The organism is Pedobacter westerhofensis, from assembly GCF_900182595.1.
Taxonomy (GTDB): Bacteria; Bacteroidota; Bacteroidia; order Sphingobacteriales; family Sphingobacteriaceae; genus Pedobacter; species Pedobacter westerhofensis.
Genome location: NZ_FXTN01000013.1, coordinates 106,494 through 132,946, shown reverse-complemented (window position 1 = coordinate 132,946; position 26,453 = coordinate 106,494). Strand labels below are relative to the sequence as shown.

24 protein-coding genes are annotated in these 26,453 nt (G+C 44.4%); 15 read left to right on the top strand and 9 right to left on the bottom strand.

The window, feature by feature from the left end:
- Positions 1–62: 62 nt before the first annotated feature.
- Complete coding sequence (locus FN831_RS22915; RefSeq protein WP_142530536.1) at positions 63–923, top strand: AraC family transcriptional regulator; 861 nt, start codon at positions 63–65, stop codon at positions 921–923.
- A gap of 106 nt (positions 924–1,029) precedes the next feature.
- Entirely contained in the window at positions 1,030–1,815 is a 786-nt protein-coding gene (locus FN831_RS22910) for an alpha/beta hydrolase (RefSeq protein WP_246101714.1), read from the top strand.
- Positions 1,816–1,882: 67 nt separating this feature from the next.
- Here FN831_RS22910 and FN831_RS22905 read toward each other — a convergent pair whose 3' ends face one another.
- From FN831_RS22905 to FN831_RS22890, 4 genes are all read right to left on the bottom strand, one after another.
- Positions 1,883–2,050, bottom strand: a complete 168-nt coding sequence (locus tag FN831_RS22905) for a hypothetical protein (RefSeq protein WP_185960579.1) — start codon at positions 2,048–2,050, stop codon at positions 1,883–1,885.
- A gap of 49 nt (positions 2,051–2,099) precedes the next feature.
- A complete protein-coding gene (locus FN831_RS22900; protein ID WP_142530533.1) occupies positions 2,100–2,609 on the bottom strand; it encodes a hypothetical protein in 510 nt (169 codons plus the stop codon).
- Between the two features lie 50 nt (positions 2,610–2,659).
- Entirely contained in the window at positions 2,660–3,574 is a 915-nt protein-coding gene (locus FN831_RS22895) for a helix-turn-helix domain-containing protein (protein WP_142530532.1), read from the bottom strand.
- A 72-nt stretch (positions 3,575–3,646) separates the two neighbouring features.
- The gene (locus tag FN831_RS22890; RefSeq protein ID WP_142530531.1) at positions 3,647–4,417 is read right to left on the bottom strand and encodes an SDR family NAD(P)-dependent oxidoreductase; all 771 of its coding nucleotides are present in this window, start codon (positions 4,415–4,417) and stop codon (positions 3,647–3,649) included.
- Between the two features lie 334 nt (positions 4,418–4,751).
- Between FN831_RS22890 and FN831_RS22885 the strand changes: the two genes are divergently transcribed.
- Entirely contained in the window at positions 4,752–6,356 is a 1,605-nt protein-coding gene (locus tag FN831_RS22885; RefSeq protein WP_246101712.1) for a response regulator, read from the top strand.
- 148 nt (positions 6,357–6,504) lie between these two features.
- On the top strand, positions 6,505–8,028 hold the full coding sequence (locus FN831_RS22880; protein ID WP_185960578.1) for a PA14 domain-containing protein: 1,524 nt from the start codon (positions 6,505–6,507) through the stop codon (positions 8,026–8,028).
- 44 nt (positions 8,029–8,072) lie between these two features.
- Here the strand turns inward: FN831_RS22880 and FN831_RS22875 are convergent, their stop codons facing one another.
- Positions 8,073–8,969 carry a beta-1,6-N-acetylglucosaminyltransferase gene (locus tag FN831_RS22875; RefSeq protein WP_142530528.1) on the bottom strand — a complete coding sequence of 299 codons (897 nt, stop codon included), beginning with the start codon at positions 8,967–8,969 and terminating at the stop codon, positions 8,073–8,075.
- A 121-nt stretch (positions 8,970–9,090) separates the two neighbouring features.
- On the opposite strand from FN831_RS22875, the gene FN831_RS22870 reads away from it, so the two are divergent.
- The 10 genes from FN831_RS22870 (at position 9,091) to FN831_RS22825 (ending at position 21,423) form a co-directional block, all read left to right on the top strand.
- A complete protein-coding gene (locus FN831_RS22870) occupies positions 9,091–10,203 on the top strand; it encodes an acyltransferase family protein (protein ID WP_142530527.1) in 1,113 nt (370 codons plus the stop codon).
- A 375-nt stretch (positions 10,204–10,578) separates the two neighbouring features.
- Entirely contained in the window at positions 10,579–11,388 is an 810-nt protein-coding gene (locus FN831_RS22865) for a polysaccharide biosynthesis/export family protein (protein WP_221931388.1), read from the top strand.
- A 15-nt stretch (positions 11,389–11,403) separates the two neighbouring features.
- Positions 11,404–13,731 (top strand): GumC family protein, encoded by a 2,328-nt coding sequence (locus FN831_RS22860; RefSeq protein ID WP_142530526.1) that lies wholly within the window; start codon positions 11,404–11,406, stop codon positions 13,729–13,731.
- On the top strand, positions 13,731–15,275 hold the full coding sequence (locus FN831_RS22855; protein ID WP_142530525.1) for an MATE family efflux transporter: 1,545 nt from the start codon (positions 13,731–13,733) through the stop codon (positions 15,273–15,275). The genes FN831_RS22860 and FN831_RS22855 overlap by 1 nt, the downstream gene beginning before the upstream one ends.
- 7 nt (positions 15,276–15,282) lie before the next feature.
- Entirely contained in the window at positions 15,283–16,044 is a 762-nt protein-coding gene (locus FN831_RS22850) for a glycosyltransferase family 2 protein (protein ID WP_142530524.1), read from the top strand.
- Positions 16,044–17,423, top strand: a complete 1,380-nt coding sequence (locus FN831_RS22845; RefSeq protein ID WP_246101710.1) for an O-antigen ligase family protein — start codon at positions 16,044–16,046, stop codon at positions 17,421–17,423. The genes FN831_RS22850 and FN831_RS22845 overlap by 1 nt, the downstream gene beginning before the upstream one ends.
- Entirely contained in the window at positions 17,420–18,481 is a 1,062-nt protein-coding gene (locus tag FN831_RS22840) for a hypothetical protein (RefSeq protein ID WP_142530523.1), read from the top strand. The genes FN831_RS22845 and FN831_RS22840 overlap by 4 nt, the downstream gene beginning before the upstream one ends.
- Positions 18,478–19,320: a glycosyltransferase family 2 protein gene (locus FN831_RS22835; RefSeq protein ID WP_142530522.1), complete on the top strand. Its 843-nt coding sequence runs from the start codon at positions 18,478–18,480 to the stop codon at positions 19,318–19,320. Before FN831_RS22840 ends, FN831_RS22835 begins: the two co-directional genes overlap by 4 nt.
- A 19-nt stretch (positions 19,321–19,339) precedes the next feature.
- Entirely contained in the window at positions 19,340–20,269 is a 930-nt protein-coding gene (locus FN831_RS22830; RefSeq protein ID WP_185960577.1) for a glycosyltransferase, read from the top strand.
- Positions 20,269–21,423 (top strand): glycosyltransferase, encoded by a 1,155-nt coding sequence (locus tag FN831_RS22825; protein ID WP_142530520.1) that lies wholly within the window; start codon positions 20,269–20,271, stop codon positions 21,421–21,423. The genes FN831_RS22830 and FN831_RS22825 overlap by 1 nt, the downstream gene beginning before the upstream one ends.
- Positions 21,424–21,442: 19 nt before the next feature.
- Here the strand turns inward: FN831_RS22825 and FN831_RS22820 are convergent, their stop codons facing one another.
- Together FN831_RS22820 and FN831_RS22815 are read right to left on the bottom strand one after the other, a co-directional pair.
- Positions 21,443–22,831, bottom strand: a complete 1,389-nt coding sequence (locus FN831_RS22820; protein WP_142530519.1) for an exopolysaccharide biosynthesis polyprenyl glycosylphosphotransferase — start codon at positions 22,829–22,831, stop codon at positions 21,443–21,445.
- Positions 22,828–23,619 carry a WecB/TagA/CpsF family glycosyltransferase gene (locus tag FN831_RS22815; RefSeq protein ID WP_142530518.1) on the bottom strand — a complete coding sequence of 264 codons (792 nt, stop codon included), beginning with the start codon at positions 23,617–23,619 and terminating at the stop codon, positions 22,828–22,830. Before FN831_RS22815 ends, FN831_RS22820 begins: the two co-directional genes overlap by 4 nt.
- A 453-nt stretch (positions 23,620–24,072) precedes the next feature.
- On the opposite strand from FN831_RS22815, the gene FN831_RS22810 reads away from it, so the two are divergent.
- Positions 24,073–24,363 (top strand): hypothetical protein, encoded by a 291-nt coding sequence (locus FN831_RS22810; RefSeq protein ID WP_142530517.1) that lies wholly within the window; start codon positions 24,073–24,075, stop codon positions 24,361–24,363.
- 12 nt (positions 24,364–24,375) lie between these two features.
- On the opposite strand, the gene FN831_RS22805 is transcribed toward FN831_RS22810, so the two are convergent.
- Both FN831_RS22805 and FN831_RS22800 read right to left on the bottom strand, forming a co-directional pair.
- On the bottom strand, positions 24,376–25,500 hold the full coding sequence (locus tag FN831_RS22805) for an FAD-dependent monooxygenase (protein WP_142530516.1): 1,125 nt from the start codon (positions 25,498–25,500) through the stop codon (positions 24,376–24,378).
- A gap of 75 nt (positions 25,501–25,575) precedes the next feature.
- Positions 25,576–26,433, bottom strand: coding sequence for an AraC family transcriptional regulator (locus tag FN831_RS22800; RefSeq protein WP_142530515.1), 858 nt, complete (start codon positions 26,431–26,433; stop codon positions 25,576–25,578).
- Positions 26,434–26,453 lie beyond the last annotated feature (20 nt).

The window sequence follows — 26,453 nt, the reverse complement described above, 5'->3', positions numbered from 1 at the left end:
ACGATTAAGAAAGACACTGGGCTGACAATACTTAAACTTAGCCTACTTAACTTTATCGATAGATGAAATTAACAATTACTGATCCTAAAACCGGTGGGGATTTGTTTCTTTTGAGCGAACAGGAAAGTTTTGACAGGTTTTACTATTCGCGTGATAAAGACAAAAAATATTTTACGATTGCCTGGAACAAAGGAGATCAGCAAACGATCACCATTGATGGGACTGCGCATGATTTTATGCCCAATACGATCATACCACTTATGTTTGATCAGTCATTTTCTTTTGAGCGTCCCCTTGATGTCACTGCCTGGCAGTTTAACCGCGAGTTTTATTGCATTATTGACCATGATGCCGAGGTAAGCTGTGTTGGCTTTTTGTTTTGCATGGGCGATGAACTGTTTATTAAGCTTGATGATTCTGCGCAGTACAAACTTGGTTTATTGCTGAATATCTTTATTGAAGAGCTCAATACCAGGGACAGCATTCAGATTGAAATGATTGTGATCCTCTTAAAGAGGCTGATCATATTCTTAACGCAATTGGGAAAAACCAGCTTTGTGCCCGACATAAAATTGCATGACAGCCGTATGGACATATTCCGTAAATTTAATTTACTGGTTGAAGGAAATTTCCGTTCTGAGCATAAGGTGACCTATTACGCCAGGATCATGAACAAGTCGCCAAAAACGCTTTCAAATATCTTTGCCCTCTATTACAACCGCACTCCCCAGCGGGTAATACACGAACGGATCATTACCGAAGCAAAGCGGCTCCTGTATTATACCAGCAAATCTGTAAAACAAATCACCTACGAGCTGGGATTTGAAGATCCTGCCCACTTTGGGAATTTTTTTAAAAAGCATACCCGTGTTGCCCCTTTAGAATTCAGAAACAGTACGGTGACGGAGGAGGTCGGGAAATAATTACAGTCCATCGGGAAATTAAGCCATTTCCCGGCCCTGCATTTCGTGCCATCTTTGTCCTGTTGATTCCTAAATAAAAGATCAGCATCCAAAAAAAATGAAAACCATGATTTTAAAAAACAAATTGAAAAGCGGTATCATCACAGGATTGATCGCTTTAACAGCAACTTTTGGTTTCGCCTCAAAGGTAAGTGCACAAACTGTTAAAAATATCGTAGTGGTTCACGGTGCTTTTGCAGATGGTTCAGGATTTCATAAAGTATACGACATCCTGTCAAAAAAAGGGTACCATGTTTCTATTGTTCAAAATCCATTGACATCACTGAAAGATGATGTGGATGCCACCAACCGTATCCTTGAAAAACAAGATGGCCCGGCAATACTTGTAGGACATTCCTGGGGCGGAGCAGTGATTACCGAGGCAGGTGTTAACCCTAAAGTAGCGGGACTGGTTTATATTGCGGCCTTTGCACCTGATAACGGGCAAACAGCTGGGCAGTTGATTTCTTCACTGCCTGCAGCACCAGAAAATGGCATTTTGCCTCCGGATGCAAAAGGTTTGGTATACTATGACAGGGCAAAGTTCCACGCTGGTTTTGCAGCTGACCTGAGTAAAGCCGATGCCGATTTTATGGCAGCCTCGCAGGGGCCGATCTTTGCCCAGTGTTTTGGTGCCCCGATCACAGAAGCCGCATGGAAAACCAAACCGGGCTATGGCATTGTAGCTACAGAAGATAAAGCCATTAATCCTGAAATAGAACGTAATATGTATAAACATGCCGGTGCAAAAATCACCGAAATAAAAGCCAGCCATGCGGTATTTATTTCGCAACCTGATGCCGTTGCAAAAGTGATCATAGAAGCGGCAGAAAACGCTTCAAAAGGTAGGTAAGCAGATCATATTCTGTACCTTACCTATAAAAACAATGCAAGCATCAGCAATGATGTTCGCATTGTTTTTATAACTCAATTACCACCTTGCCGGTAACGCCGTCTCTTTCAGTATACTGATAGGCTGCTCCAGACTGGCTAAAGGGAAAAACTTTATCGACTTTGATCTCCATTCCCTTGTTTACCGCATTCAGCAGGACGTTTATATTTTTTGCAGCAGGTTGTGACAGGATCACAATATGCTTCTTGTCCGTAACCAGATTTTTAAAAAGTGAAATGGGAATTTCAACAGGTAGTGTAATCAATTACTGTACCTGCGCCCCAGCTTTTTGCAAATTCCAATGCTTTTGTGTTTGCCACAGCCGTCACGTTTGCTCCTTGGTAGTTTAATAGTTGCAGCAGGAACATACCCAGTCCACCGTTTGCGCCATTTACCAGGATTTGGGTGCCTGGATTGATATCGCCCATTTTTTCCAGCATCGTTACTGCCGCGGCCCCGGCTATGGGAATGGCAGCAGCGCATAGGAAATCTAAGGCTGCCGGCTTTTTCCAAACGGAAGCTGCAGGTTTAAGATAACCTACAACCTCGCCGTTGAGCACTGCGAAATAGAACTGCGACAGTTTCGTTGCAAGCTCTGTGCCCAGCTTTTCTTTAGAAAAGCTGCTCTCCAGGTATTGCCGCATATTTTCTTCAGTATTGAGCTCCGCAAAAGCTTCGATAAAAGAATCTCTTCCTATCTTTTGCAGTTGCGCGATATCAGAAGATGATGCACGTACTATATTCAGATTTTCCATAGTGTAAATTTACGGGGCCCTGAATGTAAGAAAATGATATCATTATTTCATCAGCTGAATGTTGTCCTGAATTGTGCCGGAGATATTTTTGTCTTCACTTTAAAGAGCCTGCTAAATGACTGCGGATATTTAAAGCCCAGTTTGTAGGCCACCTCGTTGATCGTAAGGTTAGTGGTAGACAGCAGATCCTTTGATCTTTCTATCAGTCTTTGGTGAATATGCTGCTGGGCGTTCATTCCGGTGAGCGGGCGCAGCATGTCACTTAAATAGTTGGGCGTATAATTGAGCTGACCGGCCAGGTACTGCACCGTTGGCATACCCTCATTAACCGCTTTTTCCTCTTCAAAATATCGGTTTAACAATTCTTCCAGTTGCTGAAGCAGGTCATTGCTGAGCACCCGCCGCGTCAAGAACTGGCGTTTGTAGTACCGTTTGGCGTAGCTCAGGAGCAGTTCCAGCTGTGCTACAATCACCTCGCTGCTGAAATCGTCTATGCGGCCATTCAATTCTTCGCGGATGATATTGAAGATTGACAGCATTGTTGCTTTTTCCTGCTCTGAAAGATGCAGCGCTTCATTGACAGCATAAGAAAAGAAGCCCAGTTGTTTGATCTTTGAGGCCAGCGGATAACCCTGCAGAAAATCAGGATGAATAAACAGCGAGATCCCTTTGGGATCTGCATCAGTTTTGATCTGGCCCAGTACCTGATGTGGCGCGGCGAAGACCATGCTGCCTTCGTCAAAATCATAATAACCCTGGCCATATTTGAATTTCCCGTCCAGGTGGGTAACCAAACTGATTTTATAGAAACTTAAAACATAATTGGATGGCAAAATGCACATATTGAACAATTCTGCAACATCTATCATAGTAATCAGCGGATGAACAGGGCCCGGCAGGCCCGCCATACGATGAATATCCTTGATCGATTCCAGCTTATTCATTTTGGGCAGCTCTTTCTTCATTTTTAAAGATAATCATAACAACCGGTGAAGGATGTCCACCAGTTGTAAATAATTAAAAACCGTGTTAGATCATTACCAGGGCAAGGGGCCGTCAGGACCGGTAAAACTACCGGTAGGGCCTTCTGTATCAAGGGCCGCCAGAACAAGCGCTTTTGCACCTACCTCGATAGTATCGGTTCCCTGAAAGTTATTGATAGCGGTTGCGGTAAAACTTGGGCTGGCCGCACGCACTTTGATCCCGGTATCTTCGAGCTCAATAGCCAGTGCCAGCGTAATGGCGTTGAGCGCTGTTTTTGTTGCAGGATAGGTTGCCCCAAAAAAACTACGGTAAGGGAAAGCGGGATCGGAATTAAGTGTTAATGATCCCGCTGCGCTTGAAACGTTCAGAATGCGCCCCGATGCAGAAAGGCGGATCAGTGGCAACATTGCCTGCGTAACGGCCAGTACGCCCAAAACGTTTGTTTCAAAAAGAATACGTATTTCTTCAAGCGATGCCACGCTCGCTTTGCTTGCCTCTAATATTTCTGGAGTTGAAGCGTAGCGGCCCGACTGGCCTATTGCCGCATTATTGACCAGCAGATCCAGTCGCCCAAATTCGGCATGGATGCGCGTGGCCGCGGCCTGGATACTTTGCGCGTCAGTAACGTCTAACTGGATAGGGTGTGCGCCCTCGCCGATCTCTGCGGCGGCAGTTTTGCCGCTGTCGAAATTCCTGGAGCCCAATAGTACGATGTAGCCATGGCCCCGCAGCTCAATGGCGATCTGTTTACCAAGCCCTTTATTGGCACCTGTAATAAGTGCAATGGGCTGGTTGATTGTTGATGAATCGGTTTGATTTTTCAAGATGATTAAATTAGTGAAATAACAGGACAAAAGTCAGCTTTCACTATCCGGGCATTATAACCAAATCAAGGACATTTATAACCAAAATAAAAACAGCAATAGTAAATGATGTGGTATAACGATTAAGGCTGGCTATAGTAATTCGTATTATGATTTTGGTAGCTAATCCTAATAGTTGAGACACATATTATAACATTGATAGATGTGGTATGATGTTTGCATAATTGAGAATGCCTATTCATTCCAGCATACTTCTGTTATATTGTTTCGTTTGTTTTAAGGGTAACTGTCCGAAATCTCAACCCCCTCAATATCCTCTAAATCGATTATGCATTTGTCTTCCAAACCCATTAACATCATCATCGTAGATGACAGCACCGACAATCTGGAGGTAATTAAACAAGTTCTTGAACGCCCCGGCGTGAACATTCTAACCTCAGATTCGCCCGTTGAAGTACTGGATATCTGCATTACCGCTGAGATCTCTATTGCCTTAATTGATGTGAAGATGCCTGTGATGTCTGGTTATGACCTGCTTAATCAGCTCAAAGCAAATCCACAGACCGAGAATGTGGTGGTGATACTGATGACAGGATTTTCAATGAGCGCCGATGAGGTTTTTTTAGGACTCAACAGCGGCGCAGTGGATTATTTGTTTAAGCCCCTTGATATGCACATCATCAATGCAAAGGTGAATTCACTGCTCACGATGATCCATTACCAGAGGGATATTGAGCAGAAGAACAAGGAACTTGAATATTTTCAAAGCGACCTTTACCAGGCTGTAGAAGAAGCAAAACGAGGCAAGATTATCAAAGAGAATTTCCTGGCCAATATGAGCCATGAAATCCGGACGCCGCTTAATGCAATCGTTGGGATCACCAACCTGCTCAAAACATCGGGCCTAAATCCCATTCAGCATAAGATGATGGAACTGATGGAATTTTCATCAACCGCGCTTTTGGGGATTGTGAATGATATACTGGAAAGTTTTCAGATCGATGCCGGAAAAATCATCCTTAAACCTGAAAGTATGGATATTGCCGGATTGTTTAAAACTGTTGGAGATACAATGCGCCCGCTGGCAGCAGAAAAGGGGCTGCTGTTAGATTATGAAATTGATACTGCTGTTCCTGCTTTTATAAGGGCAGACCCCTTGCGGGTAAAGCAGGTATTGATGAACCTGATCAACAATGCGATAAAGTTTACCCCAAAAGGGCGTATTGATTTGAGTTTGAAAGTAGCCACGGTAAGCAGTACGCATGCCGTACTGGCCTTTAGCGTAAAAGACTCGGGACTGGGAATTCCCCAGAGCGCGATTAACAAAATATTTGAGCGTTTTGAGCAGATCGAAGATAAGACCTGGCAAAAATTTGGTGGTACTGGACTGGGCCTTTCCATTGTGAAAAGACTGGTAGAATTAATGGGAGGCAAGATTGAGGTTGAAAGCGAGCTCAATACAGGCACTACCTTTTCTTTTACAAGTTCGTTTGAACTGGCAGGCCACGGTGTTACTGATGAGGAAGACCAGCTGCGCGCCTCGTTCAATACCCTCAGCGACCTCACCGATATGATGGTTTTGTTGGTAGAAGACAATAAAATCAACCAGTTTGTAGCCGTGAGAATGCTGCAGAACTGGAATGTGAAGGTTGATGTTGCTGAAAACGGTCTGGAAGCCTTGCATATGTTAAAAATCAATAATTATGATTTGGTATTAATGGATACCCATATGCCTGTAATGAACGGTATAGAAGCAACCAGGAAAATCAGGACAGAAATGCCTGAACATAAGCGGAAAATTCCTATTATCTCCTTCTCTGCATCTGTAATTGAGCATGAAAAAAAGGAGGCCATGGATGCCGGTGTGAACGACTTTCTGGAGAAGCCTTTTCAGCCCGGGATTCTTCATGAAAAACTCCGCCGCCTCACCGGAAGCTAGCAGGGCTGCGAAACCCGGCAGATACTCTTAAAAGTTGTATTTTTATAAAACAAAACAATAAACTTAAATCTGTGTCGTACAATTGGTTGGGTGAATAGTTTTGCGTTGTACCTGAGTAATGATAAATTTACTCTCAAATCCCTGTGTTATGAATAGCTCTTTGTTAACCTTTCAAAAATTTCAATATTGTTTTGTCTTTGCTACCCTTGGAATTAGTCCTGTGCTGGTTTCGTGCCACAAAGAGATTGCTACAAATGAGCTGCAAACCGTTGCGGGCGTAATGGCCACCAGCGCTGCCAATACTGCGGCCATACAAAACCTGGCTACCGGCAGTATCGGCAGGGAGGTATGGAACAACAATTACGGTAACGACGTTGCCCAGATTCCTTTGCAGACCAGTCCATCGGTAACTACACAGATCACAGCGCTTGAAATCCCTCTAAATTCCGGCGAAAACTACGGAGAGAGAATTCGCGGGTATATCCAGGCACCTACCACAGGAAGCTATACCTTCTGGATCAGTGCGGATGATGCCGGCGAGATCTGGCTCTCTACTGATGCACAAGCGGTGAATAAAGTAAAAATCGCCTATACCCTAAGCTGGAACAACAGCCGGGAGTGGACTAAATTTGCGTCGCAGAAATCAAAAGCGATTACGCTGCAGGCAGGACAAAAATACTATATCGAGGTACTGCACAAGCAGGGCGGAGGCGGCGGAAACCTTGCTGTTCAATGGATGCTGCCGGGAGGAACAGTAGAATCTCCGGTACCGGGCAGCAGGCTTGCAGCCTATACCGAGGAAACACCTGATCCGGCTTATACATCCTCTGCAGTGATTGATCTTTACGGCCAGCATGATATTACCATTAGCGGCAAGGCAATTGCCGGTGGTTCTGCCCCGCTGATTAAGCTGACCAACTGTTATAATATCCATATCACGGGGAATAGGCTGTCCAATGCAGCTAATGTGGGTATCTATTTATATAACTGTAATAATATCACTATCGATAATAACTTTTTCACCAAAGTGAGCACGGGCGTATATGCAGATCATACGCAGGGTGGCATCATCGTAAACAATAACCAGTTCCTGAACATGCAGGGGCCCTTTCCGCGCGGACAGTTTGTGCAGTTCAATAATGTGAAAGGTGCCAACAGCTCGATCAGCAATAACAGGGGGGAGAATATCATTGGGCAGAGCTACGCGGAAGATGCGATCAGCCTGTACCAGAGCGAAGGAACCGCGGCAAGTCCGATATCGGTAAAAGGAAACTGGATCAGGGGCGGCGGGCCAAGTGCCAGCGGCGGCGGGATTATGCTGGGCGACAATGGCGGTGGCTATCTGTATGCTTCGGATAATATCCTGGTAGACCCGGGACAGTTTGGTATGGCAATTTCTGGCGGCCATCATATCACCATGGTAAACAATGCTGTATATGGAAAACAACAGTCATTTACCAATGTAGGTATCTATGTAAATGACATTGGCGGATGGAAAACATCGGATTGTAAGGTGACCACCAATAAAGTGAGGTATTTCAATAAGGATAACTATCAGAACAATGCCTGGCTGTCGCCAAACAGTATAAAGCCCGAAGGCTGGGATGCCAATTTATGGGGCGCAGCTTTAGATGCTGCCATATTGCCTTCGGTGATCATCACCAAAAAATAAGAAAGCACCTTATTAGTTGCTTAAACTACGGATGAGGAAATCCTTTATCGCTGAACATTGCTCCTGAACAGAATTTGTTCGTCAATCAGGTCAAGGATTTTCTCATCATTTTCTCCGTCAAATTTTCTTGCAAACAGAGAGCCAGACTGGCGCAGGTCTTCCATGTCTTCGGGCTTGAGCACCTCGGGATGGGCATTGTCCAGTTTTGCCCACTTGATGTAGCGCAGGTTATCTTTGCTGATGCTTAGCTGCAGAGCAGGATCTTTTGCATTGAGCAATATGATATGGAAGAAGAGCTCATCGGGTGCAAAGGTAAATTTGTGAAATTCTACATAATCAGGATGCTCTCCGATAAAGCTGAGGATATAGTTGAGTGCATACATATTGATTGTCCACCATTGTGATCCGCAGTATGGGGTTAAATGGGCTGGGAGCTTTCGTGCAAAAACCGGTACATAAGTAGACAATAGGTTCATCAGTTTAGAAAACAGGAGAGAAGTTTTGCCGATCCCAAAAAAATACTTTTGATAACGGTAGGTGCCCCCGGTGTCCCAGCGTTTATAGTTTGGTAATGTAAAGTGATCTAAATACACCCCGTATTTTGATGTTTTAAAGAAATTATCTATCTCTTCATTACTTTTTATCGGGTAATCCTGACCGCTTAGCAGATTGATGGCTTCAAAATGGATTCCGGTAGCCTTGATATCATACATCGCATTCAGGGTTGCCTGGGCCAGGCTAAAACCGCCCCAGGAGGTAGCAATCCGTTTCGTAAGCAGCACCCGCCTGTTCTTTGCCAGCTCGGCATAACTGCAGGGCAATTCAGTTTTGAGGTCTACATGTATAAAAAAATGGGAATTCCCGTCATCCAGCCGCTCCACCATCCGCAGCAGGTGATCCAGGTTTTTGTGTGCAAGGATAATATAAGCTTTCTTCATCATTCCAACAATTATTCAGTACTACAACAGCTAAAACGTAAAAGGTTTTATTTTTCTTTATTTTTTTGACGTATTAAAGCCTTTACAATAGCTATTCTGGCCTGGTTTTTTCTCTTTTTAAGGCATGCAGGGAAATACTGCCGGTATCCGGCATGGGAGCATTATGGCAGGGCCGGATTTGACAGCGCACAAAAGCGCAAGGCCTAATTATGCATTTGTAGACTGGATCCGGATGATTAGTATGCTGGGTATTATCTGGGCACATACCCCGGCTTTCGCCGCAGGCACCAGTTACCTGATGCTTGATAATGTACCGCTGTATTGTTTTGTAATGGACTTTTTTAAATTCGGCGTGATCTGCTTTTTTATGATCTCAGGTTTTCTGCTGGCCGGAAAGATACACACTGAACCACCAATGGCCTATTTCAAAAGGCGCATTTACGCTACACTGATCCCTTACCTGTTTGCTTTTAGCGGCATCGTGCTGCTCTTTATATTTAAAACCTATGTGCTGCATATGGCCGGCGATATGAACGTGGGCCAGTATATAGTGGATATGTTTTTAAATTCTGCCTTATGGTTCCTGCCCAGTTACTGGCTGTCGCTGATCGTGATCATGTGCTGCCGCAGATACCTTGACAGTAAAATCTTTGGGCTTTTCCTCCTGCTGGTTACGCTGGGCCATACCTGGTATTTTGCCTACTCTGCAAATGCGCAATCACATGTCCATGCACTGTTTGCTTTTATCCTGTATTTGTGGCTGGGCTATTATATAGGACGGTTTAACCTTGCGGGCTATTTCAGCAAAATAAAAATCAGCACACTGCTGGCTGCTTTTGTGCTGGTTTATATCCTCAGCTCTGCAGAATCTGTAGCCCTCTGGCAAAAGGGCTTCAGGGAACCGCTGAGCATACTGCGGATCAGTAACCAGATTTATTCTGTACTGGCATTTATTACGATGATGCGGATCTTTGACCAGCCCCTTCACAGCAACTGGATCAAGCCGCGCAGCGAAACTTTCGGCATCTACCTGTACCACATGTTCCCATTGGCTGTGCTCGCTTTCCTGCTCAAATTTTTGTCGAAATTTGGTGTTGATACCTTCAGTCTTCTTACCACTACATTCTTATCCTGGTTTATCATTAAATTTATCTTTGTATACTTCACGACAGTGATCCTGGTGAAGGTACTCCTCAGATTAAATATTGGTTTCTTAGGGACAAATGTGCCCCAATAAGTGACCTGCGTACTATAATTGCTACAGGGTTTTATACGCGCGGCAGCGCAGAAACATTACAGTAACACCCATGTATGTGTAATCCTCATTCTTTTTGGGAATATTTTTTTCAAAAAAAATATTTTTCTCCGGGGCAGGTAGTTTAAGAAATTTCTCAATTTTACTCAATTGGGGGAAATAGTTCCGGGAAATTGATGATGCAAAAAATCACTCTCAGGAATATAGTGCCCTGTATGCGCTCAGAGGCCGTTTTTTGAAATTCAATCCAGCTTTTAAATCGCCGCAACGCCCGTACATGGAGAGTAGCATAATTTTTGAACTGGCAGAAAAAAGGCCTGATTATGGCATAGATGGTCACATAAACTAATACTACTCATGTTCAAAGGAATTCAACTCAGCGCTCGCGGAACGGCGCTTACACTTTTAGTGTTCATCTGCTCAGAAATGTTACTTAGCTCTTGCGCAAGTTCTAAAAAGACAGTTTATTTCAGCGACCAGCAGGATGCAGTACTTAAATCAGCAAATATTCCTTCCAGGAACGTGATACAGGCAAACGACCTGCTTAGTATTGCAGTTACCAGTTTAAACCCTGCAGCTACAGAAATTTTTAATAAACCCAACAACTCTTACGTAAGCAGTACAGGTTTGGGTGGTATCAACCTGACTTCGCCGGGTTATCTGGTAAATGAAGAAGGCAAGATCCAGTTCCCTGTACTGGGCGATCTGCAGATTGCCGGGCTAACTACCAACCAGCTGCGTTTAAAGATTACCAATGAGCTGATCAACAGAAAACTTTTGGTAGACCCTATTGTGATTGTCCGCCAGCTTAACTTTAAAGTATCTGTGCTTGGTGAAGTATCAAGGCCTTCAGTAGTGAATGTGCCAAGTGAAAAAATATCCCTGCTTGAAGCCCTTGGCCTTGCCGGTGACATTACCATCTACGGACGTAAAGACAATGTGATGGTGATCAGGGAAGAAGACGGTGTAAAAAAGATCAAAAGGATCAACCTCAATTCAAGTGAAATATTTGATTCGGAATATTACTATCTGAAATCAAATGATATCGTTTATGTAGAAACCAATAAAGCAAAAGTTGCAGGTTCAACAAGAACATCGCAACTGCTGCCTATCATATTAAGTGCACTCTCATTTGGTGCAATCATTATTGACCGTATTGCCCGTTAAGCAAATTATAGAAGGATGAAATTGATCAGAAAAACGTCAGAGCCGCAACAGGTAGCCACAGAGCAGGGAGGTAATATGCTTTTTAAGTTATTGCCGTACTGGCCATTGTTCGCCATTTTATTTGCCGTTGCCCTGGCCTGCTCATGGGTTTATCTAAAGATGACCCCGCCATTGTATGAAGCTACGGCACGCATCATGATCAATGAGAAAAAGGGTGCCGATGAATTGAAATCGGATGCCCCGATGCAAACCACCGCTCCAAAAAAGACGATTGACAATGAGCGAGAGATGATCATGTCTAATCCCATCCTGTATAAAGTAGTAGAAAACCTGTCGCTCTATGCGCCGGTATATACCAAAACTGCGCTGTCAAAAGATGTGGCCTACCAAAGCTCACCTGTACAGATTGTTGCCAAAGACCCTAAATCGATTAAGGCTTCAGAGCCTGTAGCATTCACATTTGCACAATCGGCAGTAACGATTGAGGGTAAAAAATATCCGCTGAATACCTGGGTGAACACACCCTATGGTATGCTGATGTTTATGATGAACACGCATAATAAGAACCTGCAGCGCAATGGTGATTTCTTTTTCTCACTGATGACGGAAAAGAAAGCTGCTGCAACATTGGGATCGCGGATCAAGGTGGCAGAAGCCAACAAACTGTCTACAATCCTGAGCGTAACGCTGACGGATGAAGATCCGGTAAGGGCAGAAGATATCCTGAACGACGTGCTTAAGGTATATAACAATGCTGCGATTGATGAACAGAACAAACTTGCCGCAAACACCATGGAGTTTATCAGCCAGCGGCTGGCAGGCGTACAAAGTGAACTGCTTGCCATTGAAAGCAACCTGCAGAACTACCGTACCGTAGAAGGTGCCGTGGATGTGGGCACACAGGGAAAACTATACCTTGAAAACGTAAGCAACAACGACCAGAAGGTAGGGGAGATCAACATGCAGTTGTCTGTACTTGACCAGGTAGAGAGTTCTGTACGTTCTAACAACCTTGCAAATGGCGTAGTTCCTTCTACAGTAGGGGTAAATGACCCGGGACTGAGCCAGATGGTAAAAAATATTTATGAGCTGCAGCTGAATGCCGAAAGCCTGAAAAAAACTACCGGTGAAAACAACCCGATGTATGTTTCTTACATAGACCAGATCAATAAAATAAAACCGCAGATTGTTCAGAACCTGCAAAATCAGCGTGCCAGCTTACAGGCCAGCCGCAAAAACCTGTCGTCTACCACCAGCAATTACTCTTCGGCTTTGCAAACCATGCCAGAGAAAGAACGCAAGATGGTTGACATCAGCAGGCAGCAGCAGATCAAAAGCAATATTTATACTTTCCTGCTGCAGAAAAAGGAAGAAACTGCTTTGTCATATATCTCTAACGGTTCCGGAAGTAAAGTGGTGAACAACGCAGAATCTTCTGAATTTCCGGTGAGCCCTAAAAGAAAGATGATTTATCTGGCGGCATTATTTGGTGCTGGGATTATAGGCCTTGGTTTTGTTACTGCCAAAGAAGGCCTGCGTACCAATGTGATGTTCCAGAGCGATATCGAAAAGCTGACCCGCTTACCGGTGATCGCCGAAATTTCTACTGATAAATCTAACCGCGCCATTGTAATGGGCGGACAGCAGCGCACACTGATTGCAGAGCAGTTCAGGAGCCTGCGTACTACCTTAAGGTACCTGGGCGTAAGCAGCACCCATAAAAGGGTGATGGTTACTTCTGCCATATCAGGGGAGGGAAAAAGCTTTGTGGCATCTAATCTGGCAATTACGCTGGCCATGACCGGCAAAAAGGTAGCACTGCTTGATTTTGACCTGAACAACCCTACGCTGCACCGCAAGTTTAACATCAAACAAACGGTAGGCATTACCGAATATCTGCAGGGCGCTATTACTGCAGACAAGGCAATTATCCCGTCAGGACAAAACGAAAATCTTTCCTTACTGCTTACAGGTGCCTTGCCCATGGATCCTTCAGAGCTGATCTTAAGCAACAGGACCGAAGAACTACTCAATTACCTGGATGAAAAGTTTGATTACATCGTATTGGATGTACCGCCTGTAGGGCCGGTTTCTGATGCCTATACACTGGCGCAATTTTGTGATGCTACCCTGTATGTGGTTCGCCATGCTTACACGCCAAAAGCTTTTGTAGAGCGTATCGACGAAAATATTAAACTCAATAACCTTCCCAATCCTGCCATCGTTTTCAATGCCGTAGCCCCGCGTGGCTTTGGTAAGAACTACGGCTATGGTTATGGCTCTGGAATGGTGTATGGGGGCAGTTATGACCAGAAACGTATTAGCATCGACAGCGGTAAGTAATGAACAAAAAAGTATTAAAGTGGAACTTTGTTTTTCAGTATGGATATGTGATTACCAACATCATCAATTCTGTCATATTGCTGCCGCTTTACCTCAAAAGAATTGATTCTTCTACACTGGGCCTCTGGCTGGCCACGGGAAATATCCTGGCCTGGATGACACTGGCAGATCCGGGGGTAGGGGATGTTTTGCAGCAAAAAATTGCACAACTGCGCGGGCAGAATTCTGACCGGGAGATAGGATTGACAATTGGTTCGGGTTTCTCGGCCTCTGCCTGTATCCTTGCCATATCGGTAATTGCGGGTTTTGTCTTTTACTTTCTGATTGGTACCATCATTAACAAGGATGTATCAAAATATGATGGTTTACAGGTGGCATTGCTCGTTTCTATCATTGCAACGGGTATGTCGCTCGTCTCTTTCAGCCTCTCCGGCATGAACCAGGGGATGCACAACTCTGCCCCGGTAGCCATCGGTTCGCTGACAGCTAATGTACTGTTCCTGATTACCAATGTGATTTTACTGTACCTGGGCTTTGGCGTGATCTCCATCGCGGCCTCAAACCTAACCCGGGCCTTATACATCAACGTGTTTAATTTTACTGCATTAAAAAGAGTGCTCAACCGCGAAAAGCTGGAGATCATCTTTGATGGCAGCCACTTTAAACGTTTCATCAAGATCTTTTCCTTCACTTCAGTATCACGTATTATTGGTGGCTTTGCCGCCAGTATGGACATGATTGTACTGGCCAGGTTTGTAAACCCGGCCATGATCACGGTATTTGAGATCAACAAAAGGCCCATCCAGATGACGCAGTCGCTCATCGGCAGGCATTCTGTAGCGCTGATGCCGGTAATTTCCCATGCCAATGGCAAGGGCGAAACCGAAGGCATCCGGAACCTGATTGATACGCAGTTTAAATATTATACCTATGCGGCGATATTTATAGCGCTGTGTTTCTGGCTCAATTACCACAGCCTGATCACGGCATGGACAGGAGAAGGCAAATATGCCGGCAATACGGTGGTTTACCTGCTGATCGGTAATTTCTTTTTTGACCTGCTGGGCTATTTTATGGCCAATATGGGCTATGCACTGGGCGATATCAAAATGAACAGCTTTATCAATATCCTGAAAGGGATTGTTTCTGGTGTGCTGTATTATTTTGTGACCAAAGCTTACGGGCTGATCGGGCTGATGATTACGATGATCACGCTGAACATCCTGATCGACTTTGTCTTCTTTAGTGTAAGGCTGTATAAACTTGGCTTCCTCAATATGACGCTGATGAGGCGCTCGCTGATGTTATGGGCCATAATCATCCCGCTGTCTGCCCTGGGCGGATGGGGATTTAGCCTGCTGTACGCTACCGTGATTCCGGCAGATATGCTGATCATCAAAATCCTGTTGAACGGGGGCAGTTTTGCCGTCTTTTTTGCAGGGCTGATCCTCACCCTGGACGAGTCGCTTAGAAATGATGTTACATCGATGTTGTCATCGGTTTTCAAAATAAATTTTAATAAACAAAGTATCATTAACCAATAGTAGATCTATGGCTAAATTAGTAGTTATGCTCCGTGTAAAGGACGGAATGTTCTTCGTTAAAGAATGGTTAGACTGTTTCGAGAAACTGGCAGATGAAATTGTAGTGCTCGACAATGGATCTACCGACGGTACCTACGAAGCCCTGAAAGCGCACCCGATGGTGGTGGATATCATCAGGACCGAAGGGTATAACGAGGGCAGGGACAAAAACCTGATGTATGAACATGCACGTATGCGCAAGCCCGACTGGTGCCTGTGGCTGGACATTGACGAGATTTTTGAACCCGGGCTTACCCGTGCGCATTTTGATAAGCTGATGAGCAGCAAAATGATCAATAAGTTTGCTTTCCGCAGGTTCCATTTTATAGACCGTGAGCATTTTGCAGGTTCCTGGTACAGGTTAAACTATTCTTCCGGGCACGACCGTATCATGTGGCGCGAGCATCCTGACGGACATTTTCAGAACCTGATCATTGATTCTCCTAATGTGAAAGGCATCAAAGGATTAAAACGCGGTACGAACTTCCGCCTTAAACACCTTGGCTATATCAATAAGGAACTGGTAGACAAAAAAGCAGAAATTTACAGGGCTATTATTCCGGAAAAGGAAGATATCTTCCAGAGTATGTACCTGCAGGGCGAAAAAGCAATTAAATGGGAAGACGACAGGAATAGCCTGAAGGTGATCATGCTCAACAACCTGCTGAGCACGATCCAGCTTACGCATATCGTTCCCAAAGTATTCCGCAGGATTAAAAAAATGATCTGATGAACCGTATTGTTAAAATATTTAACTATCAATTTTATGTGAAGGAAATCCTTGTGGTATTCTTCACGTATTTGCTGATGGAGAATATTTTCTCATGGATGGTGATGCCGGTCTCTGTCATCGTGCTGATGTATGAGAAGCTGCTGAGCCTGGCGATATTTGGTTTTGTGCTGTATAACTTCCGTAACCTGAAAAGGAACGAACAGATCTATATCGGCCTGATGACCTTTATGCTGGTACGGCTGATATTTGATTCCATGATCAATTACGGCTCGGTTTTCCAGCAGCTGACGATGTTTAGCGTGCTGTTCCCGGTATGTTATGTGATTTACATCAAGGCAGTATGCCGTACGCTCGATCTTGACCTGCTGGAGTTTCTGGCGAAGTTTTACATTGTGCTCTACATTGCTTTTATGGTGGTATACGGGCGGGGTTTCTCCTTTAGCCTTGAAACGGTAACGATGGACGATTACGGGCCATTCTCCGGCGACAGCAGGATTATCCATGCTCGCTCCATCTTTATGATGATCCTGCCGCTGCTGTGGTACCTTAACCAGTTCCTGAAGCTGGGCAAAATGAAATACCTGGGACTGTTTATCTTCTGCTTTGTGGTGATCCTGATCCACCAGCACCGCTCGGTATGGGCTTCGGCTTTGTTTTCATTGGGCGTATATCTGCTGATGAGCATGAGGAACAATCTGCTGGGCATGTCTAAACTGGTAAGAACGGGTATCGGCGCTATTTTGCTGCTGGCGCTCGCCGTGTTTGTGGTGTCACAGGTTTTTCCGGGCTTCCTGGCGTTTATGGGCGACAGGTTTAGCGAAATACTTGACCCGGCCCGTGAAGATGGTACAGGTAAATTCCGTGACGACCAGCGCCGTACATATTTTCCAATGGTACTGGAAAGGCCTTTCTTTGGATGGACGTTTGAAGGTTTTGAAATGAAAAACCCATTGGTAGACTGGTGGCCGGAAAAATCCGGGCAGCACTTTCATGAAGGGTATATGGAGATGTTATTTTACCATGGCTTTTTTGGCCTGATCCTCAAATATTTTTATCTGGTTTATCTGTCCTTCAAAGCTTTTAGCAAGCGCCTGAGCCAGGAATCGATCATCCTGATTGCATTTTCACTGGCAGGATTGATCTTCTCTTTCAGTTATGTGCTTCCCTTTGTTTTCTGGGGGCACGTGGGGCTTTGTCTCTATTACCTGGAGCGTGTGCCTGCTGCAGAAACTGTAGCTGCGGAACATGATGGGGAAGATATGACCGATGATATTGAAGAGGTAGAATATGAAGAAGTTCACCCGAGGCATCAGGTAAACAGAAGAAGAACAAGAGATTACGAATTATCAACTGATAAAACCAACACACCAATATGAATTATATATGTACCTGGCTTTGTGCGGATGTAAAAGGAGAAGAAAGTATCTACCCGCAGACCGGTGAGAAATCATCAGGACAGAAACATCAGAATATTTACTGGCGCTGCCTGGTTTTGTTCTATGCTACCAGTAAACGCTTTAACAAAACGCAGAAACACCTGTTGTTTACCAACGTAAATGTACTTCCCGAAGTTGACGGAAAGAGCGTGCAGCAAATGCTTGAAGATATGGGCGTGGAGGTGATTTTTACCGACTTTAAATACAAAACGCCAAAGGGTTATTTTAACCTGTTCCAGAACCAGTTTTATGAATTCTCTATTCTTGAATATATTGTAAAACATAACCAGAACCCGGATGATCAGTACCTGATTGTGGATTCTGATTGTATCTTTACCAGACCTGCGGCGGAGCTCTTTACCGAAGCGACAGCTAACAATGGTTTTATCTCTTTTGAAGACCCATGCAGTACCGAGCTGGTGATACATGGCCTGAGCAGAATAGATATGCAGCAGCTGTACCAGGATCTTTCTGGTAAGGCAGTGCCGGAAATTCCGGGCTACCACCTGGGCGAATTCTTTCTGGCCAGCGTTAAAAACATCAACACGATCTTTAGCGATTTCCTTAAGCTTTGGCCAGAGCTCATGCGCCGTCATGCCAAAGGAATGCCTAAGTTTAACGAAGAAGCACAAACGCTGAGTTATATCTATTATCAGAATAATTTTAAGGCCAGCCCGCGTACCGACTTGCTGAAAAGGATCTGGACCAACCCTGTTTTTTACAGGAATGTGGAGAAAACTGATCCCGGAGTTGCGATCTGGCATTTGCCATCTGAAAAAACTTACGGACTGGCGCGGTTGTACAACACCCTGGTAAACCATTCGCCTGACTATGGTTTGGACCTGCCGGATAAGGTATATCTCGAAACTGTGAAATCCACCCTGGGCATACCATATCTGCCATTGGCCATGCGTCTGGAATATTATGTGCTCAGTTACTACCGCGCAATCAGAAAACGCGCAAAGAAGATTAAATTTTTACCAAAAGCTGCACTATGAACATAGCCGTATTACTGGCCACTTTTAACCGGCGTGAAAAAACCCTGAGCTGCCTGGAGAGCCTATACGAACAGGCACTGCCCGAAGGAACAACGCTGACCGTTTTTTTAACGGACGACAACTCATCCGACGGAACGAGGGATGCACTGCAGGAGAAATATCCGCAGGTGAAAGTATTTAAGGGGAGCGGCAGCCTGTTCTGGGCCGGAGGTATGCGCAACTCCTGGGGTGAAGCACTGAAAACAGATCCGGAATATTACCTGCTCCTGAATGACGATACTTTACTGGAAAAGGATGCCATCAAAAAGCTGCTTAAATATTATGATATACACGGCACAGTGCCTAATGCCATTGCTATAGGCAGCACCATTGACCACAATAACGAGATATCTTATGGCGGCAGGTTATTGTACAACCAAAAGAAAGTGCAGAATTATACGGCCTACAGCGAAACGGAATATGTAGAGTGCGATCTAGCCAATGCCAATATTATGCTTGTGCCCAGGGAAATTGTAGAGCAGGTAGGTATCCTGTCTGACCGCTACACACACAGCATTGCCGATTTTGATTATACGCTGAAAGCAAAAAAAGCCGGTTTTAAGGCCGTAGTGATGCCGGGAGTGCTGGGCAGTTGTATAGATGACCATGGCAATAACTGGAAAACGGGCAAGGCAACATTAAAGGAACGTATCAGCTATCTGAAAAGCCCGAAAGGACTGGCATATAAAGAGTATATGGCCTTTATCAAACACCATTTCCCTACACATGTGCCCGAAGCATTTGTAAAGCTATGGATGAAAACACTGTTTCCGGTGATTTGGGATAAATTTAAAAGATAAGCAATAAGAATATATGAGCATGGAAAGATCGATTATTATAGGGGTATTTTGTTATAACAGGGCTGCCAAGCTAAAGACCTGTATAGAAGCATTGCTGAAAAACCCGGAATGTGCCTCGATGGATATTGTTTTTTTTAGCGATGGCTATAAAAAGGAAGCGGACAAACAGGGGATCATGGAAGTGCGTGCTTATATCGACTCGCTTACAGGTTTCAGGAATGTGATCAAACATTACCGCGACCGCAACTACAGCACCGGGCCGAATTTTCAGACTGGGCTTACCTTTCTCAGCGAAAATTACGATGAGTTTATCATTGTCGAAGACGACCTGGTGGTGTCACCCAACTATATCAAATACCTGATGGACGGGCTCGACTTTTACAGGAAGGACAAATCTGTTTTCTGTATCACCGCCTATGTATTCCCCATTACTAAAGAAAAAACATATCCTTACGATACCATTGTCTATAAGCGTTTTTGTTCATACGGATGGGCCGGATGGGCAGACCGTTTTGATACCGTGATCTGGGACAAAGACCAGCTGCAGCATATGATGGATACTTCTCCCGGTTTCAAAAAACGGATGAATGCCGAAGGTTACGACCTGGTGAGGATGCTTAAAAAGCAAATCTCTGGTGTGATCTCTACCTGGGACGTGCAGCTGCAGGCCCATGTGGCAGAGAACCAGCTCAAAGTGATTTATCCGGTTTTATCCAAGGTAAGCAACATCGGTTTTGATGAGGAATCAACCAATACCTTTGGCATCAATTATCTGGTAACACCGATTGATAAGGGCGTAAAGAAAACTTTCAGTTACTGTAAAGGCGATTATATTGTCCCGGAACTGCAGGCACAAATTAAAAAGCCCTATGGTTTAAAGGCACTGGTTACGCGCAAGCTGATCAATGAATTTATCCGTGTAACCAACAGGGTTAAAAAAGCGGGTTAATGAGGGTACTGGTAGTCCACACGTATTACAAACTGAAGGGCGGTGAAGACAGTGTTGTGGCAAATGAAATAGCATTGCTGCGCGGTGCCGGAGCAGAAGTGGAGCAACTGACCTTTAGCAACAGTGGCTCTACATTGTTAAAGCTGTTACAGGTGCCTTTTAATTATGGCTCCTACCGTAAAACCCTCCGCAAAATCAGGGAATTTAAACCGGATGTAGTGCATATCCATAATTTGCATTTCAGTGGCTCTGCTGCGGTAGTATATGCGATTGATCAAATGAAGGTGCCTGTAGTGATGACGCTGCACAATTACCGGCTATTATGTCCTTCAGGTTCACTGTACCATAACAATGAATTGTTTATGGATTCCCTTGAACCCGGATTTGCCTGGCAGGCAGTAAAGAAAGGCGTATATCAAAATTCTAAAGCCATCACTTTCTGGATTGCAGCATCCATGTATTTACATGAAAAGCTGGGTACCTGGAAGAAGATCAACCGCTTTATTGTACTGGGCAAGCATTCCAAAGACCTCTTTGCGCTTTCTAAATTTGGCCGCTTTGCAGATCATATTGTGGTAAAGCCAAATTTCTGTTTTTCAGGCAGTGTATCCACAGAAACTGGTTCCGGTTATCTGTATATCGGGCGGCTTACTGAGGAAAAGGGCCTGCCCGTGCTGTTAAAAGCATTTGCGGCCTCAGGGCATTCATTAAATATTGTAGGTACCGGGCCGCTGGAGGAGCTGGTAAAAGAGTATAGTTCAGGATATTCTAATATTAGCTTTCTTGGTGCACAGCCGATAGAGAAAGTTTATGAAATGATGGAAAAGACTAGGGCATTGATTTTTCCATCGGTATGGTATGAAACTTTTGGGATGGTGGTGATCGAAGCATTTTCGAGAGGGGTGCCGGTGATTGCCTCAGACCTTGGCAACATCAAAAACCTTGTTGATGATGGTGTAAACGGTTTGCGTTTTACAGCAGGCGACGAGGGGGACCTGATGAAAAAAGTAGCTTATTTTGAGGAGCAGCCGGCGGAGGCGAGAGCAGCATTCAGAGCCAATGCAAGGCAGGCTTATCTGAATCAATACTCACCTGAAGCAAATGCGGTGCAGCTGATCGGGCTTTACCGGGAAATTGCTCCAGGCGCTGATTGATCCACAGGCAGATGGATTTCTAGTATGCGTTTTTATCGCCTTTGATGGTGACATAAACGGTCATCATCACAATTTTTATATCTAACCAGATATTCCAGTTCTCAATATACCAGATATCGTGCTCCAGCCGCTGTCTGAGTTGTCCGGGTTGTTTGATCTCCCCGCGGTGGCCGTTGATCTGTGCCCAGCCCGTTACTCCCGGTTTTGAAAGGTGGCGCACCATATATTCGTTTTCCATACTGGAGAAATCCTCAGTATGTTTAAGCATATGCGGGCGCGAGCCTACGATAGACATCTGGCCCATCAGCACGTTGAGGAACTGCGGCAGCTCATCAAGATTGGATTTTCTGAGGAACCGGCCTACGCGGGTAGTGCGGTTGTCATTCTTTGTTACCTGCGCCACTGCACCATCGGCATTGTTATGTGCCTTAAGACTGCGCAGTTTAAGGCATGAAAATTCCTTATTGTTTTTGCCGCTACGTTTCTGTGTAAAAAATACCGGGCCCGGTGAGTCCAGTTTGATAATGATGGCCAGTATCGGCAGCAGCCAGGACAGGAGCATCACAGAAATAGCAAGGCTCATGATCACATCAAAAACGCGTTTTTTGATCTGTGCAGTTTGGTATTCCATTGGTTCTGAACGGAGGGAAAGCACCGGCATATGATCAATAAAATCTACATGCACTTTACGGTCGATAAACTTCCGCAGGTCGGGCACAAACCTGAACCTGATGAAATGTTTTTCTGCTTCTTCTGCCATTTGGTAAAGCTCTGAGGAACTTTCTGGTGAAAGGGTACAGTAAATTTCTGAAATGTGATTGTTCACCGCAAAATCAAGGCAATCTTTAATGTCGCCCAGAAAAGGATAATCCCCCTGATTAAAATCTGCAGGAGGGTAATCAAAATAACCCTGGATCCTTACGTTACGGTTATTGTTATAAATCATACCGATCAGAGACCTTGAAATATCATTACAGCCTATAATCACCACGTTGGTATAAAAGCGGCTGTTTCGTGAATAGAGCACATAGGAGATCAGCATCAGTCGGCTCACCAGGATAAACGTGCTGAAACCGAATAACAGGCAGGTAATGAAAAACCAGTCGTATTTGAAATTTACCACTGCGGCGAATATGATTACGGAAAGGCAAAATAACAGGAGCGAAGATAATGTGCGGCTGGTAATCAATTTCAGCTTTACATTTTTATAGATGATGTATGTTGCCGTTACATAAGACCATACCAGCCAGATGGCATTGCCGGCCATGTAAAGTATAGTGTAATTCTTCATGTCGGCCGTCGGCAGCGCTTCCAGCCGTGACAGTAAAAAAAGAAATATAACGTTCAGCGCAATAAGGTCTGCCAGAAGAAAAAAGATCCTGTACAGATTGGTATACCGGCTGTTCATGACGCCTTTCTTATCTTAAACTCATTGGTCATCTTCATCTCGGTCATTTCCGGAACAGGATCACCGTTCTTCATCTTGCGTTTTAAGATCAGGTACAGATATACAGGGCCAAAATAGAGATATCTGCGCCACATTCTTTTAGGCTCACTGATCAGTCTGCCAAGCCATTCCAGTTTCATATTGATCATCATATTGCTGGGACGTTTTACAGTACCGGCATAAAAATCAAATACGGCACCAATAGCACAAATCACTTTAGCATTGATCGCTTCTTTATGGTCATGTGACCATTTTTCCTGTTTTGGGGCCGTTAATCCTATAAATAACACATCAGGTGCGAAAGAATTGATGGCATCGATCATATCTTTATTGTCCTGCTCGCTAAACTCGGTTTTAAATGGCGGCGAATAAAACGCAGCCTGTATATCAGGATACTGCTTATCGAGGTTTGCTTTGATTTTAGCAAGGGTGGAAGGAGATGAGCCCAGGTAAAAACATTTGCCTTTTCTTTGGGCAAGGGTGGTTAAAAAATGATCGTGAAGCTGTGCTCCGGAGATCTTCTTGATCTTCTTGCCGGTTAGAATGCGCTCTGCCATTACAATGCCCTCACCGTCTGGCAACAGTATCTCTGACTCCTGCAATGCTTTCTTAAAGTTAGGGTCGTTCTCTGCAATACAGAATGAGTATTGGTTAATCGTATTGATCACCGTTTTACGGGTATATGAGAGGTCATTCAAGATCCCAGTAAACAGGTTATAATCGATTCCTTTGGGGTTGATGTTTTTCATGATGAATAGGTTATGATAAACAGCTATACGCAAAAAGATGACCAATATTTGCGTCAGATGGCCTCAAAAACCCTTGTGAATGAGTGCGTTAATTGACAAAAATGTTTGGCACGCAGGATTCTTACTCTGACCTGGAATGTGCGGGAATTCAATTCCCCATGAACTACAAAATGGGGCTTTCATTAAGTGTAAAAATGTTTCTTTTAGAGAACGGTTTGTGTCAAATGTCCCATAATTGAAGCAACAATGTTATATGATAATAGTTTGGCATAATTATATGGTATTAAATATCACAGACTTGAGAAAACCAAACCACGTATATGTGTGCGAAAAAGAATGAAAATAATGTGTGGAACTTTGTCTACGGTTTTGTATATTTGATTGCATTCATTATAGTTGTGGTTTTTATTTTAAAAAATAGTTTTGAACGCAGATTATTTAACATTTACCGCTATGAATATTATTATGACTACTTCCGGATACATTTTGCGTCTCAGAGACTTGATCAGTAATAAAATCAGTGATCTTGTTAATCCCAATCATGCTGTTCCCGCTATGGCAGCAGCAAGAAACAGCACTTTTACTGAAGTAAATGCATTGCACATGTTATTGGACCAGGGAAAAACCTTTCATGAAGCACAATTGGTGATCACCACGATGAAAGAGTGGGGACTTCCGATTGAACATGTGGCGATACTGGATTTTGAAGTTCATGGCAATTCAGTATGGATTAAGCCAGATTAAGTCCGGCCGTTTTTACAATTCAAAGCCTTCTGTATTTCTTTTTCGTATAGCTTCTTCCGTTCTTGGGAAAAGAATCTCCATCGATTTGGTTGATACCCTTTCCTGAACTTCTGTGAGGAATGGCCGGAACGACTTGTTATATTCCTCAAAGGCATTTTCAAAACTTTCCTCAGATTTTTCAAAAGCATCTGCCAGAGCTGCGGCACCATTAATAGCCAGAGAGCCGCCCATTCCTGCAGCTGGAGAAGCACAATAGCCTGCGTCGCCAACCAGCGCCACCCTACCTTTTGTCCATGAAGGCATTTTGATCTGGCAGAATTTATCAAAGTAAAAGTTTTTGGACTCCATCATTTCGGACAGCAGTTCGGCCGTTCGCCAGTTTACTCCGGCAAACTGATCAAGGATAATTTGTCTCTGCTGCGCTTCATCGCGGTAATCATAAGCGATTTCATTGTCAGAATGGAAGCAAAATATAATATCTGTCTTGCCGTTGTAAGCGTTTAGCATAACAGACTTGTCTGGTATATTGAAGAACTGTGTGGTATTTTCCGGGATGAGCAGTTTGTTAATGATTGTTATGGAAAAATATTGCCCCAGAAAGTGAGAATATTCATGCTCATGGCCAAAACAGATTCTTCTTACAGGGGAATGGATGCCGTCACAGCCCAGCAGCAGGTCAAAATCACGGGTACTGCCGTTGTTAAAAGTAACACTGATCTGGTCGCTGCTTTCTTTAAGCCCGGTAATACTTGTGCTGAAGATAAATTCGGCTGTGTTTTTAACCAGGTCATACAAGAGATTCAGCAATGTGTTACGCTCAATCTCAAAGCCTTCAGCTTTGTGCGGATCTTTGGAAGCGCTGCGGTCCATTGCGCCTTCGCTGATATCATCTGCATTTTTAAATTCCAGCAGTTCCATCGTGATCGTGTTAGACCCCACCTGCTCGTAGATCCCCATCTTTCTGATGATATCTACCGTTATACCTTCAATATTTACGGGGCTGCCGCCCAGTTTTATTCCCTTTGCGATCTCTGCAATGGTTACGTGGTAACCTAGTCTGCTCATCCAAAAGGCGGCCGACAAACCTGCGAAGCTTGCACCGGAAATGAGTACTGTTTTATTTGTTGATGTCTTCATTTTTTCATTATATGATGTAGCAAAAGAAGGCAGAATCACCGCCTTAAAAAATGGCAGATTAGCGTATGTATTGGACTATTCGTGGTTTTTCTTGCGGAAGGCAAGGGCAGAGGTCCCTGCGTGCCTGGTGAACAACCTCGAAAAATACGGATAGTCGTCGTAGCCCAGCCGGGTTGCAATCTCCTTAACCGACTGGTCTGAATGGTAGAGCAGCCGTTTTGCTTCGAGCATCACGCGCTCCCGGATCAGGTAGGATACGGGATGTCCCGTTGTGTTTTTGACACATTCGTTGAGGTAAGGAGCCGAAATGTTCAGTTTCTCTGCATATCCGGCCGGGCTCTTAAGCGTGGTAAAATTGTTTTCCAATACTTCCCTGAAAGCTTTGGCAACGCTTTCGAACCTTGATAGGGTATTTGCAGGTTTTGTTTGTTCAAGATATTGCGAAATGGTAAGGCAAACCAAGGTATTGCAGCTGTCTTTTAACAGCGGCTGGTACAACTTGTCATTCCTGCGAAGCGAAAGTCTGAGGCAAAGCGATACCGCCTCTGATAACAGTGAAAAAGTTTCTTCGTTGAGTGCTAAGGGGCCCACGGGGCTGAGTTCTTCCAGGATCTTCAGGTATCCGGGATTCAGGTTTTCATTGTCGGCCGCCCAGCTGGTTACCGTTACGTCTTCAAAGCTGATCATGCGGTGCACCTGGTTTGGGTGCATGTAGACCATAGCAGGGGCGTGTAGCTGGTAACGCTCGAAATCAATTTCAATCGTAATTGTTCCCTTTTCAACCAGGTGAAAGCTGTGGCGGTCGTGCCGTTCGGATTGATAGGCATAGCCGGGAAGCGGAATGTCATTGAGAGACATCTTTTCGATGGAAATACCACTGTGATATTCGCCCCCAAAATTATTTACCCGTATGGATGTGTTTTTTTTACGCATGGGGTCAGGCTCCGGGTTAA

What these genes read in the sequence shown, in the direction of transcription:
- FN831_RS22835 (WP_142530522.1), top strand. Translation starts at nt 18,478, where the DNA reads ATGAACATAGCCGTATTACTGGCCACTTTTAACCGGCGTGAAAAAACC.
- FN831_RS22865 (WP_221931388.1), top strand. Translation starts at nt 10,579, where the DNA reads ATGTTCAAAGGAATTCAACTCAGCGCTCGCGGAACGGCGCTTACACTT.
- FN831_RS22800 (WP_142530515.1), bottom strand. Translation starts at nt 26,433, where the DNA reads ATGCGTAAAAAAAACACATCCATACGGGTAAATAATTTTGGGGGCGAA.
- FN831_RS22810 (WP_142530517.1), top strand. Translation starts at nt 24,073, where the DNA reads ATGAATATTATTATGACTACTTCCGGATACATTTTGCGTCTCAGAGAC.
- FN831_RS22915 (WP_142530536.1), top strand. Translation starts at nt 63, where the DNA reads ATGAAATTAACAATTACTGATCCTAAAACCGGTGGGGATTTGTTTCTT.
- FN831_RS22845 (WP_246101710.1), top strand. Translation starts at nt 16,044, where the DNA reads ATGAACCGTATTGTTAAAATATTTAACTATCAATTTTATGTGAAGGAA.
- FN831_RS22910 (WP_246101714.1), top strand. Translation starts at nt 1,030, where the DNA reads ATGATTTTAAAAAACAAATTGAAAAGCGGTATCATCACAGGATTGATC.
- FN831_RS22840 (WP_142530523.1), top strand. Translation starts at nt 17,420, where the DNA reads ATGAATTATATATGTACCTGGCTTTGTGCGGATGTAAAAGGAGAAGAA.
- FN831_RS22880 (WP_185960578.1), top strand. Translation starts at nt 6,505, where the DNA reads ATGAATAGCTCTTTGTTAACCTTTCAAAAATTTCAATATTGTTTTGTC.
- FN831_RS22900 (WP_142530533.1), bottom strand. Translation starts at nt 2,609, where the DNA reads ATGGAAAATCTGAATATAGTACGTGCATCATCTTCTGATATCGCGCAA.
- FN831_RS22825 (WP_142530520.1), top strand. Translation starts at nt 20,269, where the DNA reads ATGAGGGTACTGGTAGTCCACACGTATTACAAACTGAAGGGCGGTGAA.
- FN831_RS22805 (WP_142530516.1), bottom strand. Translation starts at nt 25,500, where the DNA reads ATGAAGACATCAACAAATAAAACAGTACTCATTTCCGGTGCAAGCTTC.
- FN831_RS22860 (WP_142530526.1), top strand. Translation starts at nt 11,404, where the DNA reads ATGAAATTGATCAGAAAAACGTCAGAGCCGCAACAGGTAGCCACAGAG.
- FN831_RS22820 (WP_142530519.1), bottom strand. Translation starts at nt 22,831, where the DNA reads ATGAACAGCCGGTATACCAATCTGTACAGGATCTTTTTTCTTCTGGCA.
- FN831_RS22850 (WP_142530524.1), top strand. Translation starts at nt 15,283, where the DNA reads ATGGCTAAATTAGTAGTTATGCTCCGTGTAAAGGACGGAATGTTCTTC.
- FN831_RS22815 (WP_142530518.1), bottom strand. Translation starts at nt 23,619, where the DNA reads ATGAAAAACATCAACCCCAAAGGAATCGATTATAACCTGTTTACTGGG.
- FN831_RS22855 (WP_142530525.1), top strand. Translation starts at nt 13,731, where the DNA reads ATGAACAAAAAAGTATTAAAGTGGAACTTTGTTTTTCAGTATGGATAT.
- FN831_RS22875 (WP_142530528.1), bottom strand. Translation starts at nt 8,969, where the DNA reads ATGATGAAGAAAGCTTATATTATCCTTGCACACAAAAACCTGGATCAC.
- FN831_RS22870 (WP_142530527.1), top strand. Translation starts at nt 9,091, where the DNA reads ATGCAGGGAAATACTGCCGGTATCCGGCATGGGAGCATTATGGCAGGG.
- FN831_RS22830 (WP_185960577.1), top strand. Translation starts at nt 19,340, where the DNA reads ATGGAAAGATCGATTATTATAGGGGTATTTTGTTATAACAGGGCTGCC.
- FN831_RS22895 (WP_142530532.1), bottom strand. Translation starts at nt 3,574, where the DNA reads ATGAAGAAAGAGCTGCCCAAAATGAATAAGCTGGAATCGATCAAGGAT.